Raw genomic sequence first — 13,774 nt, forward strand, 5'->3', positions numbered from 1 at the left:
GAGGCCCCATGATTAAACTGTTTAAAACCATCCTCAAGGCAGGCAACAGTACGGTGAAATATCCGTTCGCGCCGCTGGCGGTACCCACCGGATTTCGCGGTAAACCGGAGTATGACCCGGAGCAGTGTATCGGTTGTGCTGCTTGTACCATGGCCTGCCCGGCGAATGCTCTGACGATGGCCAACGATCTGGACAACGGCACCCGTACCTGGCAACTGTTCCTTGGCCGCTGCATTTTCTGTGGTCGCTGCGAAGAAGTGTGCCCAACCCGCGCCATCGTGCTGTCGCAAGAGTTTGAAATGGCGGTCGCCAGCAAGGCTGACCTGTATCAGCGCGCCACTTTCCGACTACTGAACTGCCATGTCTGCCAGCAGCCATTCGCTCCGCAAAAAGAGGTGGAGTACGCCATGGCGCTGCTGGCGCACGCCGGGGTACCGGAAAATGAGGTGGAAGCACGCCGCCATCAGTTCGAAACCTGCCCGGACTGCAAACGTAAACAAAACATGAATCATCAGGGCAATGTGCGGCTGAGCCAGCACCTGTCCACCCCGACCACCCACAAGGGGAATGCACAATGAGTATGCTGCCCAATGGGGTTGACCATTATCAGACCACCCCGATTACGTTGGACGAACAGGCACAACAGCTGAAAAAGACCTTGCTGAAGGATATCCAGCGCTCCGCCTACGTCTATCGTGTGGACTGCGGCGGTTGCAACGGCTGCGAGATAGAGATCTTCTCCGCCATTACGCCGCTGTTCGACGCTGAACGTTTCGGCATCAAGGTGGTGGCGTCGCCGCGCCATGCTGATATTTTGCTATTTACCGGTGCGGTCACCCGCGCTATGCGTACACCGGCGTTGCGTGCCTATGAGTCCGCGCCAGATCCGAAAATCTGTATTTCATACGGTGCCTGCGGTTGCGGCGGCGGTATCTTCCATGATCTGTACTGCGTGTGGGGGGGTAGCGACAAAATTGTGCCGATCGATGTCTATATCCCTGGCTGCCCGCCGACACCCGCTGCGACGATTTACGGTTTTGCGGTCGCATTGGGGCTGCTGGAGCAAAAACTGCACGGCAGCGCTCACCAGCAGGCCGACAACGAAAAAGCCGCGCTGATTCATCCGGCGCTACCGCTGGACTTACGAGTACAGGTAGAACGGGAAGCCCGCCGGATGGCGGGGTACCGTCAGGGGCGGGAAATCAGCGACCGTTTCCTCAGCCTGCTGGAAAACCAGCCGCTGGAGGGGTTTGAGCAACGGGTCACCGGCTGGCTTGATCAGCACAACGACCCACGGCTGAACGAAATCGCTGGCCGGTTGCTACGCATTTACCATGCCATGTTGAATGGGGAGATCCTGTGATGAGCAGTGTGCGTTTCTATGCCCTGAATCGCAAATTTCTCGACAGCCGCGACAAAATACCGGAGCAGGCGCAACAGGTGATGTACTACTCGCTGGCGATTGGTCATCACGTTGGCGTGATCGACTGCCTGAAACAGGTATTGCAGTGCCCGCTGGCGGACTTCGAAGGTTGGGTCGGCCAGTTGAGCGATGACGAAGCCCGCCGCAAAATGCTGGGTCTGTTACGCTTTGGCGAAATCACCATCGACCATACCCACACCGCCCTGCTGGGCGGTGCTTTCAACGCACTGGCTCAACACGACAGTCACCCGGAGTGGACCGCGACGCTGATGGACTATCTCACCGCGATGCAACGGGAACCGGCTCTTTATCTGATGGTGAAACGTATCGATGACTGAACATCTACATAATGAAGCGCCACTGTATATCGAAAATATCGTGCTGGCGGTCGGCAACACCCTGATGGGCGACGATGGCGCAGGCCCGCTGCTGGTGGAGCGTATGAGTCAGCAACCGGTGACCGGCTGGTCGGCGATTGACGGCGGCGCTATTCCAGAAAACGCCGCTCACACGCTGCGGGAACTGAAACCTCGCCGCCTGCTGGTGGTAGACGCCACCGACATGGGGTTGCCTCCGGGTGAAATCCGCATTGTTGATCCGGCTCGCATCGCTGAAGACATGCTGATGAACACCCATAGTCTGCCGCTGAACTACCTGATTGATAGCCTGAAGGAAGATATTCCTGAGGTGATTTTCGTCGGCATTCAGCCTGCACTGGTGGCATTCTATTTCCCGATTAGCCCGGAAGTCACACAGGCGGTGGAACAGCTTTACCAACGCCTTGAAAGTTGGGAAGGACATGGTGGTTTTGAAGTACTGGCGTGAAGCGCCAGTACGTTAACACCGAATTGGCCTGACTTCTCAACGCGCGAGGCAAACGCCAGCCTCGCCTCTGCCGTTAATCCTGAGCCTATTTTTCTTCCAGTTGCAGCACGGTGTGCGCCAGGCTAACTACCGTCGCCAGGCTGACATTGGTGTTCTTATTCAGCGACTTATATAAGCTGGTGCGGCTTTTCGCCCCCGCTTCTTTCGCTACGGTACTGTTGCCATGTTTTTCCACCGCAATTTTCAACGCCGCTTGCAGAATTTCAGGACGATTTTCCATCACAGCATCATAGAAGGCACGGGAGATAATGTCGGCAAAATTCCGTTCCCGCACCGCAAGTGTGTGGCTGACATACTCCCCTTTTTTCCGTAATGCTGACGAGGAAATGTTGACATCCGGTCCCCATTCCAGCGTGCCGTCCGGCAACAGCCCAAATTTGATAAACAGGCTGGCATTCGAAAACACCGGGTTTGAAGCGTAGTGATAAAGGTTGACGTCACACACCAGGCCATCGTCATAAGTCAGGCGCAACGAAAAATCGCCAACAACGTCAACGTCTACAATCTTATGCATAATCACCTCACAGTTTTCCCGGATTTCTTCCCACTACCGCCCGTTCCCACATATTCAGCAGTTGTTTCCGATGTGCCCTGATATGCGAAAGCGCCAGCTTGCGCTTGTTATTTGGCAGATATCCTTCGATCTCGATTCCGTTACCAATATTGATGATAAGCTCATGATTGCCGTAGCAGACATGCACATGCGGCAGGTGGTGCCGATCATCATCGTAAAAGTACAAATGGAAGATTAACCCCGCCAGTCTGTCAATCTCAGGCATTGGCACTCCTTGTCAATGAACAATATAACACCGTATCCCAAGGGATACAATAGTCTTATTTTCAGTCTTATCGCCTGTAAAAAACTTCATGCTGATTTCACTGAAAAATGAAAAAGCCATTGCGCACCGCTAAATGAGCAGGTAAGCCGCTATCGCTCTGGCATCACAATAAATGCCAGACCTTCTCACCTCGATAAGCTGTTTTCAGATATGGAACGCGCTTTGCAACAGATTTGTTTTCATCGGCCTGTCGTCAAATATGCCGAACCCCCGTCAATTGACACTCGTCATCAGCCAGCCACAAAAATCGCCCCTCCGGAAAATCATATTAAATTAATTTAAAATCAAACAATTAAACCATAAGCATTCATTCTGGCATAAAGCCTGCTTATTGCATGGCGATGTGTCGGTGACCATGTCATCGACATAACCCTTTGTCCACCAGAGCCGCGGAAGGAGACCCAGTCATGAACCGGTTCGTTTTAACAGACCCCAGGAAATGTATTGGCTGTCGCACGTGTGAAGTCGCTTGTGTGCTGGCTCACAGCGATGGCAACCCGTCATCGTTGTCTACAGAACATTTCACACCGCGATTAAAAGTGGTGAAGGGGCTGAATGTCAGCACCACGATTCAGTGCCGTCACTGTGAAGATGCCCCCTGTGCCAATGTTTGCCCGAATGGGGCGATCATTCATGCCGGCGATCATATCCGGGTACAACAAGAGAAATGTATCGGTTGCAAAACCTGTGTGGTGGCTTGTCCGTACGGTGCCATGACGGTGATCAGTAAACCGGTGGCACGCATCAGCCATTATCAGACACTGGGCAACTGCATCAAGGCGGAAGCGCACAAGTGCGACCTGTGCGAGGGACGCGCCAACGGTCCGGCCTGTGTCGAAGTCTGCCCCACCAACGCCCTGCGCCTGATAAGCCGGGACGACATTCAGGAGATGATCCTACGTAAACAGCGGCGCGCAGCACTTGATGAAGCCGCGGAAATGAAATTCTGAGCGTGCCGTAGGTACGATGAAGGAGAGCAATGTCATGCAGAAAGTGATTACCGTCTGCCCTTACTGTGGGTCAGGCTGCAAAATTAACCTGTTGGTGGAAAATGGCAAGGTCGTCGGCGCGGAAGGTGCTAACGGCCTGACCAACGAAGGCGAGCTGTGCTTAAAAGGTTATTACGGCTGGGATTTTCTCAACGATACCAAGCTGTTAACCCCACGATTGAAACAACCGATGATCCGTCGCCAGAAAGGCGCGCCGTTTGAAGTGGTATCCTGGGAAGACGCTATCGATTTCGCCAGCTCCCGTCTAAAAGCCATTAAAGAGAAATACGGGCCGGACTCTATCATGCACACCGGTTCGTCCCGCGGTCCAGGTAACGAAACCAACTATGTGATGCAGAAATTTGCCCGCGCGGTCACCGGCACCAACAACATCGACTGTTGTGCCCGCGTCTGCCACGGTCCATCCGTCTCCGGTTTGCAGGTTACGCTGGGCAACGGGGCAATGAGTAATTCGATTTGCGAAATTGAAAAGACCGACTGCATTCTGGTGTTTGGTTACAACGCCGCCGATTCCCACCCCATCGTGGCGCGCCGCATCATTAAAGCCAAAGAACGCGGCGCCAAAATCATCGTCTGCGACCCGCGTCACATCGAAACTGCCCGCATCGCCGACCTGTGGCTACCGCTGAAAAACGGCTCCAACATGGCGCTGGTCAACGCGTTTGCCAACGTGTTGATCAACGAAGGGTTGTATAACTCGAATTTCGTGGCGCAGCACACCGAAGGGTTTGATGAATACCGCGCCATCGTGGCGAAATACACCCCCGAATACGTAGCAGACATCACCGGGCTCGACCCGCAGTTGATCCGCGATGCCATTCGCATGTATGCCGCCGCTCCGTCCGCCACCATTTTGTGGGGTATGGGCGTGACCCAGTGGACCCAAGGGGTCGATGTGGTGAAAGGTCTGTCCGGTCTGGCGTTGCTGACGGGGAACCTTGGCCGCCCGAACGTGGGCGTCGGTCCGGTGCGTGGTCAGAATAACGTACAGGGCGCTTGCGACATGGGCGCACTGCCGAACCAGTTCCCTGGCTACCAGAAAGTGATTGATGCGGACGTACGCGAAAAATTCGCCAAAGCCTGGGGCGTGCCAACACTGTCTGACCGTATCGGCTATTCGCTGACTGACGTGCCGCACATGATCAAAGAAGGCAAGATCAAAGCCAATTACCTGATGGGTGAAGACCCGCTGCAAACCGAGCCGGACCTGTCGGTAGTGCGTGAAACCTTCAACCAACTGGAATTGTTGATCGTTCAGGATATCTTCATGACCAAGACCGCCGCAGTAGCGGACGTGATCTTACCCGCTACCTCATGGGGCGAGCATGAAGGGGTGTATTCTGCCGCCGACCGAGGTTTCCAGCGGTTCTACAAAGCGGTGGAACCGCAAGGCAACGTGAAACCGGACTGGGAAATCATCAGCCTGATGGCAACCGCCATGGGCTACCCGATGCATTACAACAATACTCAGGAAATCTGGGATGAGTTGCGTAATCTGTGCCCACTCTACTACGGCGCTACCTACGATAAAATGGCGGGCCTGGGTTACGTACCGTGGCCGTGTCTGACCGAAGACAGCCCCGGCACGCCGTGGTTGTACGCCGGCAACAAGTTCGACCGCCCGAACGGTAAAGGGTTGTTGTTTGCGACAGAATGGCATCCGCCAATGGAGCAAACCGACGTCGACTACCCGCTGGTGCTCTCGACGGTGCGCGAAGTCGGTCATTACTCCTGTCGTTCCATGACCGGTAACTGTACCGCACTACAAACGCTGGCGGATGAGCCGGGCTACGTGCAGATGAATCCGCAAGACGCGGCAGCCCTTGGCATCCGCGACCAGCAGCTCACCTGGGTGGCATCACGCCGTGGCAAGGTGATCAGCCGGGCGATGGTCAGTGAACGCATCAACAAAGGTGCGGTTTATATGACTTACCAGTGGTGGATTGGCGCCTGTAACGAACTGACGCTGGATGAAGTAGACCCCATCGCCAAGACGCCGGAATACAAGCACTGCGCGGTGAAACTGGAACCGATCGCCGACCAGAACTGGGCGGAAAACTACGTCAGACAGGAGTACAGCGCACTAAAAGCTCGTCTGCGTAAAGAAGCGGAAGTCGCGGGTTAATCCCTTGCAGCCCTCTCCTGCTGGCGAGGGCTGCAATTCCTTTCAAAACCGCATCGTATTACTCACGAAATCCCTTCAATTTCCCTGGCGGAAATCCCCATTCGCTGCATACGCGACAACAGCGTGGTGCGTTTAAGTCCAAGCCGGGCGGCAGCGCCTTTCGGGCCAGCGACGATACCGTTGGTTTCCCGCAATACCCGAATAATGCGTTCACGCTCGGACTCTTCGTCCGCATCCAATGGCCGCGATTTTCCAGCTTCAATTGGCGATGCGATGTCGTGGTGAGAGGGTTTTGGCACATCCAGCGGCGACAGATGGTGTTGTAGTTCATCCATCTGCAAATTAAGTGTGGTGCCACGCGTTAAGATAACCGCTCGCTCCACCACATTTTCCAGTTCCCGTACATTGCCGGGCCAGGGTAAACGACTCAACTGACGCAGCATCTCGGATGGAATGCTGTCGATAGTGCGGTTCATTCGTCGGGCAATCTTACGGGTGAAAAATTTCACCAGCAGTGGAATGTCTTCCGGCCTCTCACGTAATGGTGGAATGACGATAGGGAACACATTGAGGCGATAATAGAGATCGCTACGGTATTCCCTATCCGCCACCATCTGTTTCAGGTCGCGGTTAGTCGCGGCAATCAACCGAACATCTACCGGAATGATTTTGCTGCCACCCAGCCGCTCTATCTCCCGCTCCTGAAGCACCCGCAGTAGTTTGGGTTGTAACTCCAGCGGAATATCTCCAACCTCATCCAGAAACAGCGTGCTGTTATCCGCCAGTTCAAACCGCCCCTGACGCTGGCTGGTCGCACCGGTAAACGCCCCTTTTTCGTGCCCGAACAGATCGCTTTCCAACAGGCCAGAGGGAATAGCGGCGCAATTCATTTTCACCATGCGTTGTGATTTGCGCTGGCTCAGACTATGAATGGCGCGGGCAATCAGCTCTTTACCGGTGCCGGTTTCTCCCAGAATCAGCACAGTACTGTCGCTGGCGGCCACCATCGCCACCTGCTCCAGTACCTGTCGAATCGCTGCGCTACGGCCAATAATCTCGCCGAACTCGTCGCCACTGCGCTGATGGATATGTTCGGTCAGTTGTTCCGTCAGGTAGAAATTTTCATGGATCAATGAATCCTTCAGCCGGGTAATTTGCTCATACGCCAGCGCATTATCCAGCGCAATGGCGATACGTGCAGCAATCTGCTGTAACAACCGGAGATCCGCCTCGCTGACTGCCAGCGGCGAGCGATGCGCCAGCTCCAGTACGCCCAGTGTCCGGTTACCGAATGCCAGCGGCAGCAGGCAGGCGTGAGACAATGCACGATCAAACCACTGGCAAAGCGGACGAGGTTCGCTTGTGTTAAGGCGCTCCGTTACCTGTAGCAATTGCGGCTGATGTTGTGCCATGACGTCGTCAGCCAGCGTTTGCGCTCGCTCCACCTCGCCTTGCATCGTTTTCGGCGCACCAGACTGTGGGTAAACGGTAGCAAGATACTTCAGCGAACTCGCCTCCCCTTCACCGTCCTTTAACACCAGTGCGATAAAATCGATGCCGAAGAAACGATGAATCTCGCGCGATACCTCCAACGCCAGCGCCTTCAGCTCCAGTTTGGAAATTACGGTATTGGTGACATCCACCAGAATACGCAGGTGATCACGCTCATGGCGCAACCGCTCTTCTTCCTGCAGTACCTGTTCGCGCTCACGAATAGTTTCCACGACCAGCGCCACTACCCCAGCCAACGCCTGAAAGAAATCCAGTTCGCTGTCGGTAAAGCGGCTGCCGTCGGTTTTGAGAAATTCCACTCCACCCAGCACACGATGAGTGCCACACAGCGGCAACTGGCAGTAGTCGCTTAATCCGATGTAGGCCGGCAGGTCAGTCAGGTGGGGAAAGTCGCGTTGAAAATGTGTCCGGTCGCAATGTAGCGCGGTCTGTGTACTCCACACCACGCCGCCAGGGCCACTGGCCAGCAGAATCGCTTCTTCGCTGCACTGAGTCTGCCCAGACTCACGATCATGGCGGTAAAAATGCATCTGGTTATGCAACGGATCAAGCAGGACAAGGTTCACCCGGCCAAACCGCACCACCGAGAACGACATACCGTCAAGCGTCCGCAACAGGTCAGGTATCGTACGCTGTTGCAACAGCGACTGAGAAATTTTCAGCAAGGCGTCCTGCCACAAAATAGACAGCCGGGATGGGGAGTCTGTCAGTCGTGTTGCCATAACCACCGTAATCCAAATTCCATAGATAGTGTGGGTGAATAGTGTAAGAGCTTCGGTGACGAAATGACACGCCGCCTCACCAATAGCTTGATCTGAATCGTGCTAAACCGGGGCAAACGGGCGATAACCGGTCACCCGATAAGCAGTCATAGTCACCACAGAGTGAATCATAAGATGAATTTATAATTTAGGGTGCATTTTATACATAAGGCACCATCGCAATTCAGCGAGTCAATATAGGGTTTCGCACCTTGATTTACCAGTAAACGCCTAACAAGCAGCAACACCAGAATCACACCAAAACAATAATTGAAACATTTGCAACCTAACCACACTCAATTTAAACAGGCCATTAAATTTACTGCTGTTTTATTCATGTGTAATACAGATTTTTCAGTGCTCTACCGGATTCTATTTTTATGAATAAACGAAAGGGGGCGTTGTTTATTAATTATTCAGATCACCTGGCAATAATAACATCGCCAGTGGATAAAAATGAGCTGACAACAGTTATTGGATTTATTACTGACTCAACCCAAGATATAAGAAAAAGTTATGTTTAATACAAAAACCATCTTGTCAACTGTCCTTGATAAAATAAAATACAAATAAAAATCAATTAATTATCAGAAATTACGAAGACACAGACCACTCGCCATTTACCTACAATCAATAAGGATACAGCCCATTTTTGACCCCATTCAGTGATGTATTTCATTTTATTTGCAGAAAAAAAAGGCAAGTAATCGATTTCGTTGTAATATCCCGCGCGGCAGACACAACACCCCATAAACAAATCAGAGTATCGGCTTGCTATGTCTCACGGCATCTCTGACCGCTACGCTGCAATAACACTGTGTGTTGTCTGGGTACATTCATTGACATGAGGTTTATATGCAAAGGCAGAAGTTATTAATACAGATAATGCTGGCAATTGTGCTCGGTATTCTGATTGGCTGGGTATGCCACACTTATCTGGATGGCACACGAGCCAAGGAAGTGGCGTCTTACTTTAATATGGCTACCGATATTTTCCTGCGTCTGATCAAAATGATCATCGCACCGCTGGTGTTCGCCACCCTGGTTTCCGGTCTGGCCAGCATGGGGAACTCTTCTGCGGTGGGCCGCGTCGGCCTGAAAGCCATGACCTGGTTTATTACGGCGTCTTTCCTGTCGTTACTGATCGGCATGATGCTGGCGAACTTCTTCCAGCCCGGCGTCGGCATGAATCTGGTCGCACCAGTCAACCACGTCACCACCGGTCTGAATACCGATGGTTTCACACTCAAGAACTTTATCAGCCATATCTTCCCGAAAAGTATCATAGAAGCGATGGCGAACAATGAAATCCTGCAGATTCTGGTGTTTTCGCTGTTCTTCGGTTCTGCTCTGGCTTATGTCAAACACCACCATAAGCAGGCCAACTTTATTCTCTCCACCATTGAAGAATTGGCCAAAGTGATGTTCCGCGTCACCGACTACGTGATGGCGCTGGCGCCTATCGCCGTCTTCGCTGCCATTGCGTCCGCCATTACGACACAGGGTTTGGGCTTGATTTATGACTTCGGCAAACTGATTGGCGAATTTTATCTTGGTCTGGCGTTGCTGTGGGCGGTGTTGTTCCTGGTGGGTTACGCTTTCCTCGGCCGTTCCATCGCGGTGCTGGCGCGCCTGATTCGTGAACCCACCATGCTGGCCTTCGCCACCGCCAGCAGCGAATCAGCCTACCCAAAAACCATGGACGCCCTGTCCCGTTTCGGTGTACCGAAGAAAATCACCAGTTTCGTGTTGCCGTTGGGTTATTCCTTTAACCTGGATGGCTCCATGATGTACCAGTCGTTCGCCATCCTGTTCATTGCTCAGGCGTACAACATTGACCTGAGCTTCACCCAGCAGATCCTGATCCTGCTGACGCTGATGATCACCAGTAAAGGGATGGCGGGTGTCGCACGTGCTTCCGTGGTAGTGGTCGCCGCGACCCTGCCGATGTTCAACTTGCCGGAAGCCGGTATTCTGCTGATTCTTGGCATCGACCAGTTCCTGGATATGGGCCGTACCGCGACTAACGTTATCGGCAACAGTATCTCTACCGCCGTGGTGGCTAGCCTGGAAAAAGGCATCACCGACGATGAAGAGGATCTGGCAGAGGCGGAAGTCACACTACAGCAGGCCAGACAAGACGCCTGAACCACACGGAATCATACGATACACGCAGCGGCCATCTGGCCGCTGTTTTTCATTGCGCTGAGCGCAACGCCGTCATCGCCCGCCAGAATGACTCCGATGCCACATTAAGCCGTGCATCCAGCCGATATAGATAGACCTGCATTTTCATCACTGCGTTATCCAGCTTCAGCACGGTCAGCTCCTTGTGCGCCAGTTCATCGCGGATCGCGTAGTCCGGCAGCCAGGCAATACCGTGGCCCTGCTTCACCATGCGTTTAAGCAAGTCACTCATTGAGGAGACAAAACTGACGGTAAAACGCTCAGATGACAGCGTGGAAAGATAACGGTTGACCTGACGCCCCATGTAACTGGTGTCGGTGTAGTTGAGCAACGGCAGCATGGCAGCACGGGCATCAAACCGCGGTTTGCCAGACGCGTCGCAGGCACAAACCGGGTACAAGGTGGAGTCCATGATGTGGGTATGGCGAAACGGCTCAGACATCAGTTCCTCGTTATAAAACGAGAAAATAAAATCGCTGCGCCCTTCCTTCAGGTTGAGTACCGCGTCATCCACGTCAATTGATTCAACATAGAAGATTTTTTCCTGCACATCCGGCACGGCGTTGAGCAATTCAGGCATCACAAACACCGACAGAGAATGCGCCGCCGCAATGGTAATCTTGTTTTTGTAGTGGCTGCCGCCGTGCAGTTTATGAATCTGATATTCCAGATCGTCGAGGGTATTGCGGATATGAGCGTGAAAAATCTTGCCCTGCTCGGTCAGTTGCAGCGGCTGTGCGCCGCGGTCAAACATATCAAATCCCACCGCCTCTTCCAGCGCACGAATACGCCGGCTGAACGACGACTGAGAAATGTTTCGCGTCTCGGCTGCCAGCGTAAAACTACGGTGTTCCTCCAGGGCAAGAAAATCATATAACCATTTGGTTTCAATATTATTTAACATTGTTAGACGCCTTTCAGAAAAACGCATGATATGCATAATACCAACCAAATTATGCAGAAAATACATAGCTGATGGGAATTTCGCAATTCACATTTTCGGGCGCTGTGCGATGATTTTTCCACTCCAACCGACCCTTAACGAGGCGGAAAACATGAACCCTGTAATTGGTATTCTTGGCGGCATGGGACCAGGTGCGACCGTGGATGCTATGCAAAAACTTATCCGGAATACCCCAGCTCGCAAGGATCAGGAACACATTCCGATGATAGCCGTGTCTATCCCGGATATTCCCGACCGCACCCAGTGTATTCTCAATCACAGCCCGTCACCGCTGAAGAAAATGGTTGAGTACATGCGGATTCTGGAAAACGCAGGGGTCACCTGCATCATCATCCCCTGCAATACCGCGCACTACTGGTTCGACGATTTGAAGCGGCATACCCAGGTGGACATGATCAGTATTATTGACGCGACCTGCCAGCAAGTGACCGAACAGCACATCCGGCACGTTGCCATTCTGGCCACCACCGCCACCGTGCGCGGCGAGATTTACCAGCGCGCGCTGGCCAGCCAGCAGGTAGACTGCACCTTACCCACCAGCGAGCAGCAGGATGCGGTGATGAACAGCATCTACGCTTACAAGGCTGGCGATATTGCCCAGGCCAGAACCTTATTGCTGCCGGTAGTCGCCTCGCTACATCAACAGGGAGTAGCAAAAATCATTCTGGGTTGCACCGAACTACCACTCATTCTGGAGACGGAGGTGAGCACCACACCTGATGCTTATCTGGATGCCACCGACGCGCTGATCAAAAAAGCCATCGACTGGTATTATCAGCAGGTGACGCACCCGCCGGTTGCCGCATAATTTTTCTCTGTTACCCACAGTATGACATCACCAGCATTTGTTATGATTACGCCAGATAACACTGTAGGGGCTGATTAACAGAGAACCATGAAAGCGAAACCAGTAACGCTCAATGACGTGGCGGCTTATGCCGGAGTGTCGTATCAAACCGTCTCACGGGTGCTGAATCAGGCACCTCATGTCTCTGTCAGTACAAGGGAAAAAGTGGAACAGGCGATGGCGGCACTCCACTACATCCCCAACCGGGTGGCACAGCAACTGGCACGTCGTAGCACCACCACCATCGGGCTGGCAACAATCGACCTGTCGCTGCACGCGCCTTCCCAGATTGCCGCCGCCATTAAAACCACCGCCAGCGAACTGGGATTCAACGTCGTGATTTCAATGCTACGTTCCAGCGATGGCAATGACGCCCAGTGTGCCGTAAATGAACTGCTGTCGCAGCGGGTGGACGGCGTCATTATCAACGTACCGCTGGAACAAGAGACGGCAGAGCAAATCCACCAGTTGTGCGACACCACGCCGGCACTGTTTCTTGATACGCCCCCTACCGCCACTCTGCCAAGCGTGATGTTCGACCCACAACAGGGCACAAAACTGGCTATCGATCATCTGGTAGAGCTAGGTCATCGGCGAATTGCATTACTCACCGGACCACAAAGCTCCGTTTCTGCGCGGCTGCGTTTCGAAGGGTGGCAAAAGGCATTGGCCGAGCACCTGCTGACGCCTTGCGCGATTGCCGAAGGCGACTGGAGCGCCAGTGCCGGTTATCAGCAGGCACATCTGCTGCTGGCGAACCCGGTTCGTCCGACTGCGATTGCCGTCGCCAACGATCAAATGGCACTGGGCGTGCTACGAGCCATCCACGAATATGGCCTGCGCGTACCGGAACAGATCTCGGTGATCGGTTTTGACGATACCCGCGACAGCGCCTATTTTCAGCCGCCGTTGACTACCATCCGTCAGGATTTCCGGCAACTGGGGCGGGAAAGTGTCAACCGGCTGCTGGAATGCCTGCAACACTCGCAGACCCCAGCCCCGTTGCGGCTGAAAACCACGCTGATTCCCCGTCAGACCACCGCAGCCTGGCGGCCTTCCACCTTGTCGCCCAAAGATGTCGCACAACAGCTGATTACACTGGCGCGACAACTACAGCGCTAATCCATCCTCCCGCGACGCCGGTTTTGTGATCAACACCACTTTCCGGCGTCTCTACACTTTACTCCCCGTCTGCAAGCCGCGATCCTGCCAATAAAGTTG

At 53.5% G+C, this 13,774-nt stretch carries 13 protein-coding genes; 9 read left to right on the forward strand and 4 right to left on the reverse strand.

What is annotated here, in order from left to right; all coding sequences use genetic code 11:
- The first annotated feature begins 8 nt into the window (after positions 1 to 8).
- The 4 genes from hyfH to hycI are packed head-to-tail and all read left to right on the forward strand — an operon-like array spanning position 9 to position 2,248.
- Positions 9 to 578 carry a hydrogenase 4 subunit H gene (hyfH, locus tag Dpoa569_RS11915; RefSeq protein WP_042869749.1) on the forward strand — a complete coding sequence of 190 codons (570 nt, stop codon included), beginning with the start codon at positions 9 to 11 and terminating at the stop codon, positions 576 to 578.
- Positions 575 to 1,363 carry an NADH-quinone oxidoreductase subunit B family protein gene (locus Dpoa569_RS11920; RefSeq protein ID WP_042869747.1) on the forward strand — a complete coding sequence of 263 codons (789 nt, stop codon included), beginning with the start codon at positions 575 to 577 and terminating at the stop codon, positions 1,361 to 1,363. Before hyfH ends, Dpoa569_RS11920 begins: the two co-directional genes overlap by 4 nt.
- Entirely contained in the window at positions 1,363 to 1,761 is a 399-nt protein-coding gene (locus Dpoa569_RS11925; RefSeq protein ID WP_042869745.1) for a formate hydrogenlyase maturation HycH family protein, read from the forward strand. The genes Dpoa569_RS11920 and Dpoa569_RS11925 overlap by 1 nt, the downstream gene beginning before the upstream one ends.
- Complete coding sequence (hycI, locus tag Dpoa569_RS11930; protein WP_042869743.1) at positions 1,754 to 2,248, forward strand: hydrogenase maturation peptidase HycI; 495 nt, start codon at positions 1,754 to 1,756, stop codon at positions 2,246 to 2,248. The genes Dpoa569_RS11925 and hycI overlap by 8 nt, the downstream gene beginning before the upstream one ends.
- Positions 2,249 to 2,333: 85 nt before the next feature.
- Here the strand turns inward: hycI and dhiA are convergent, their stop codons facing one another.
- The gene (gene dhiA, locus Dpoa569_RS11935) at positions 2,334 to 2,822 is read right to left on the reverse strand and encodes a type II toxin-antitoxin system antitoxin DhiA (protein WP_042873857.1); all 489 of its coding nucleotides are present in this window, start codon (positions 2,820 to 2,822) and stop codon (positions 2,334 to 2,336) included.
- 7 nt (positions 2,823 to 2,829) lie between these two features.
- Complete coding sequence (gene dhiT, locus Dpoa569_RS11940) at positions 2,830 to 3,087, reverse strand: type II toxin-antitoxin system toxin DhiT (RefSeq protein WP_042869741.1); 258 nt, start codon at positions 3,085 to 3,087, stop codon at positions 2,830 to 2,832.
- 467 nt (positions 3,088 to 3,554) lie between these two features.
- Between dhiT and Dpoa569_RS11945 the strand changes: the two genes are divergently transcribed.
- Together Dpoa569_RS11945 and fdhF are read left to right on the forward strand one after the other, a co-directional pair.
- Positions 3,555 to 4,097, forward strand: coding sequence for a 4Fe-4S dicluster domain-containing protein (locus Dpoa569_RS11945; RefSeq protein WP_042869739.1), 543 nt, complete (start codon positions 3,555 to 3,557; stop codon positions 4,095 to 4,097).
- A gap of 34 nt (positions 4,098 to 4,131) precedes the next feature.
- A complete protein-coding gene (gene fdhF, locus Dpoa569_RS11950) occupies positions 4,132 to 6,282 on the forward strand; it encodes a formate dehydrogenase subunit alpha (protein ID WP_042869737.1) in 2,151 nt (716 codons plus the stop codon).
- A 62-nt stretch (positions 6,283 to 6,344) separates the two neighbouring features.
- Here fdhF and flhA read toward each other — a convergent pair whose 3' ends face one another.
- Positions 6,345 to 8,516, reverse strand: coding sequence for a formate hydrogenlyase transcriptional activator FlhA (gene flhA, locus Dpoa569_RS11955; protein WP_050569428.1), 2,172 nt, complete (start codon positions 8,514 to 8,516; stop codon positions 6,345 to 6,347).
- 894 nt (positions 8,517 to 9,410) lie between these two features.
- Here flhA and Dpoa569_RS11960 point away from each other — a divergent pair.
- Positions 9,411 to 10,703 carry a dicarboxylate/amino acid:cation symporter gene (locus Dpoa569_RS11960; protein ID WP_042869734.1) on the forward strand — a complete coding sequence of 431 codons (1,293 nt, stop codon included), beginning with the start codon at positions 9,411 to 9,413 and terminating at the stop codon, positions 10,701 to 10,703.
- Between the two features lie 49 nt (positions 10,704 to 10,752).
- On the opposite strand, the gene hypT is transcribed toward Dpoa569_RS11960, so the two are convergent.
- Complete coding sequence (hypT, locus tag Dpoa569_RS11965; RefSeq protein ID WP_042869732.1) at positions 10,753 to 11,646, reverse strand: hypochlorite stress DNA-binding transcriptional regulator HypT; 894 nt, start codon at positions 11,644 to 11,646, stop codon at positions 10,753 to 10,755.
- 151 nt (positions 11,647 to 11,797) lie between these two features.
- On the opposite strand from hypT, the gene cuyB reads away from it, so the two are divergent.
- A complete protein-coding gene (gene cuyB / locus Dpoa569_RS11970) occupies positions 11,798 to 12,514 on the forward strand; it encodes a cysteate racemase (RefSeq protein WP_042869730.1) in 717 nt (238 codons plus the stop codon).
- Positions 12,515 to 12,601: 87 nt separating this feature from the next.
- Entirely contained in the window at positions 12,602 to 13,675 is a 1,074-nt protein-coding gene (locus Dpoa569_RS11975) for a LacI family DNA-binding transcriptional regulator (RefSeq protein ID WP_042869728.1), read from the forward strand.
- Positions 13,676 to 13,774: the final 99 nt, after the last annotated feature.

It is taken from the genome of Dickeya poaceiphila, assembly GCF_007858975.2.
GTDB lineage: Bacteria > Pseudomonadota > Gammaproteobacteria > Enterobacterales > Enterobacteriaceae > Dickeya > Dickeya poaceiphila.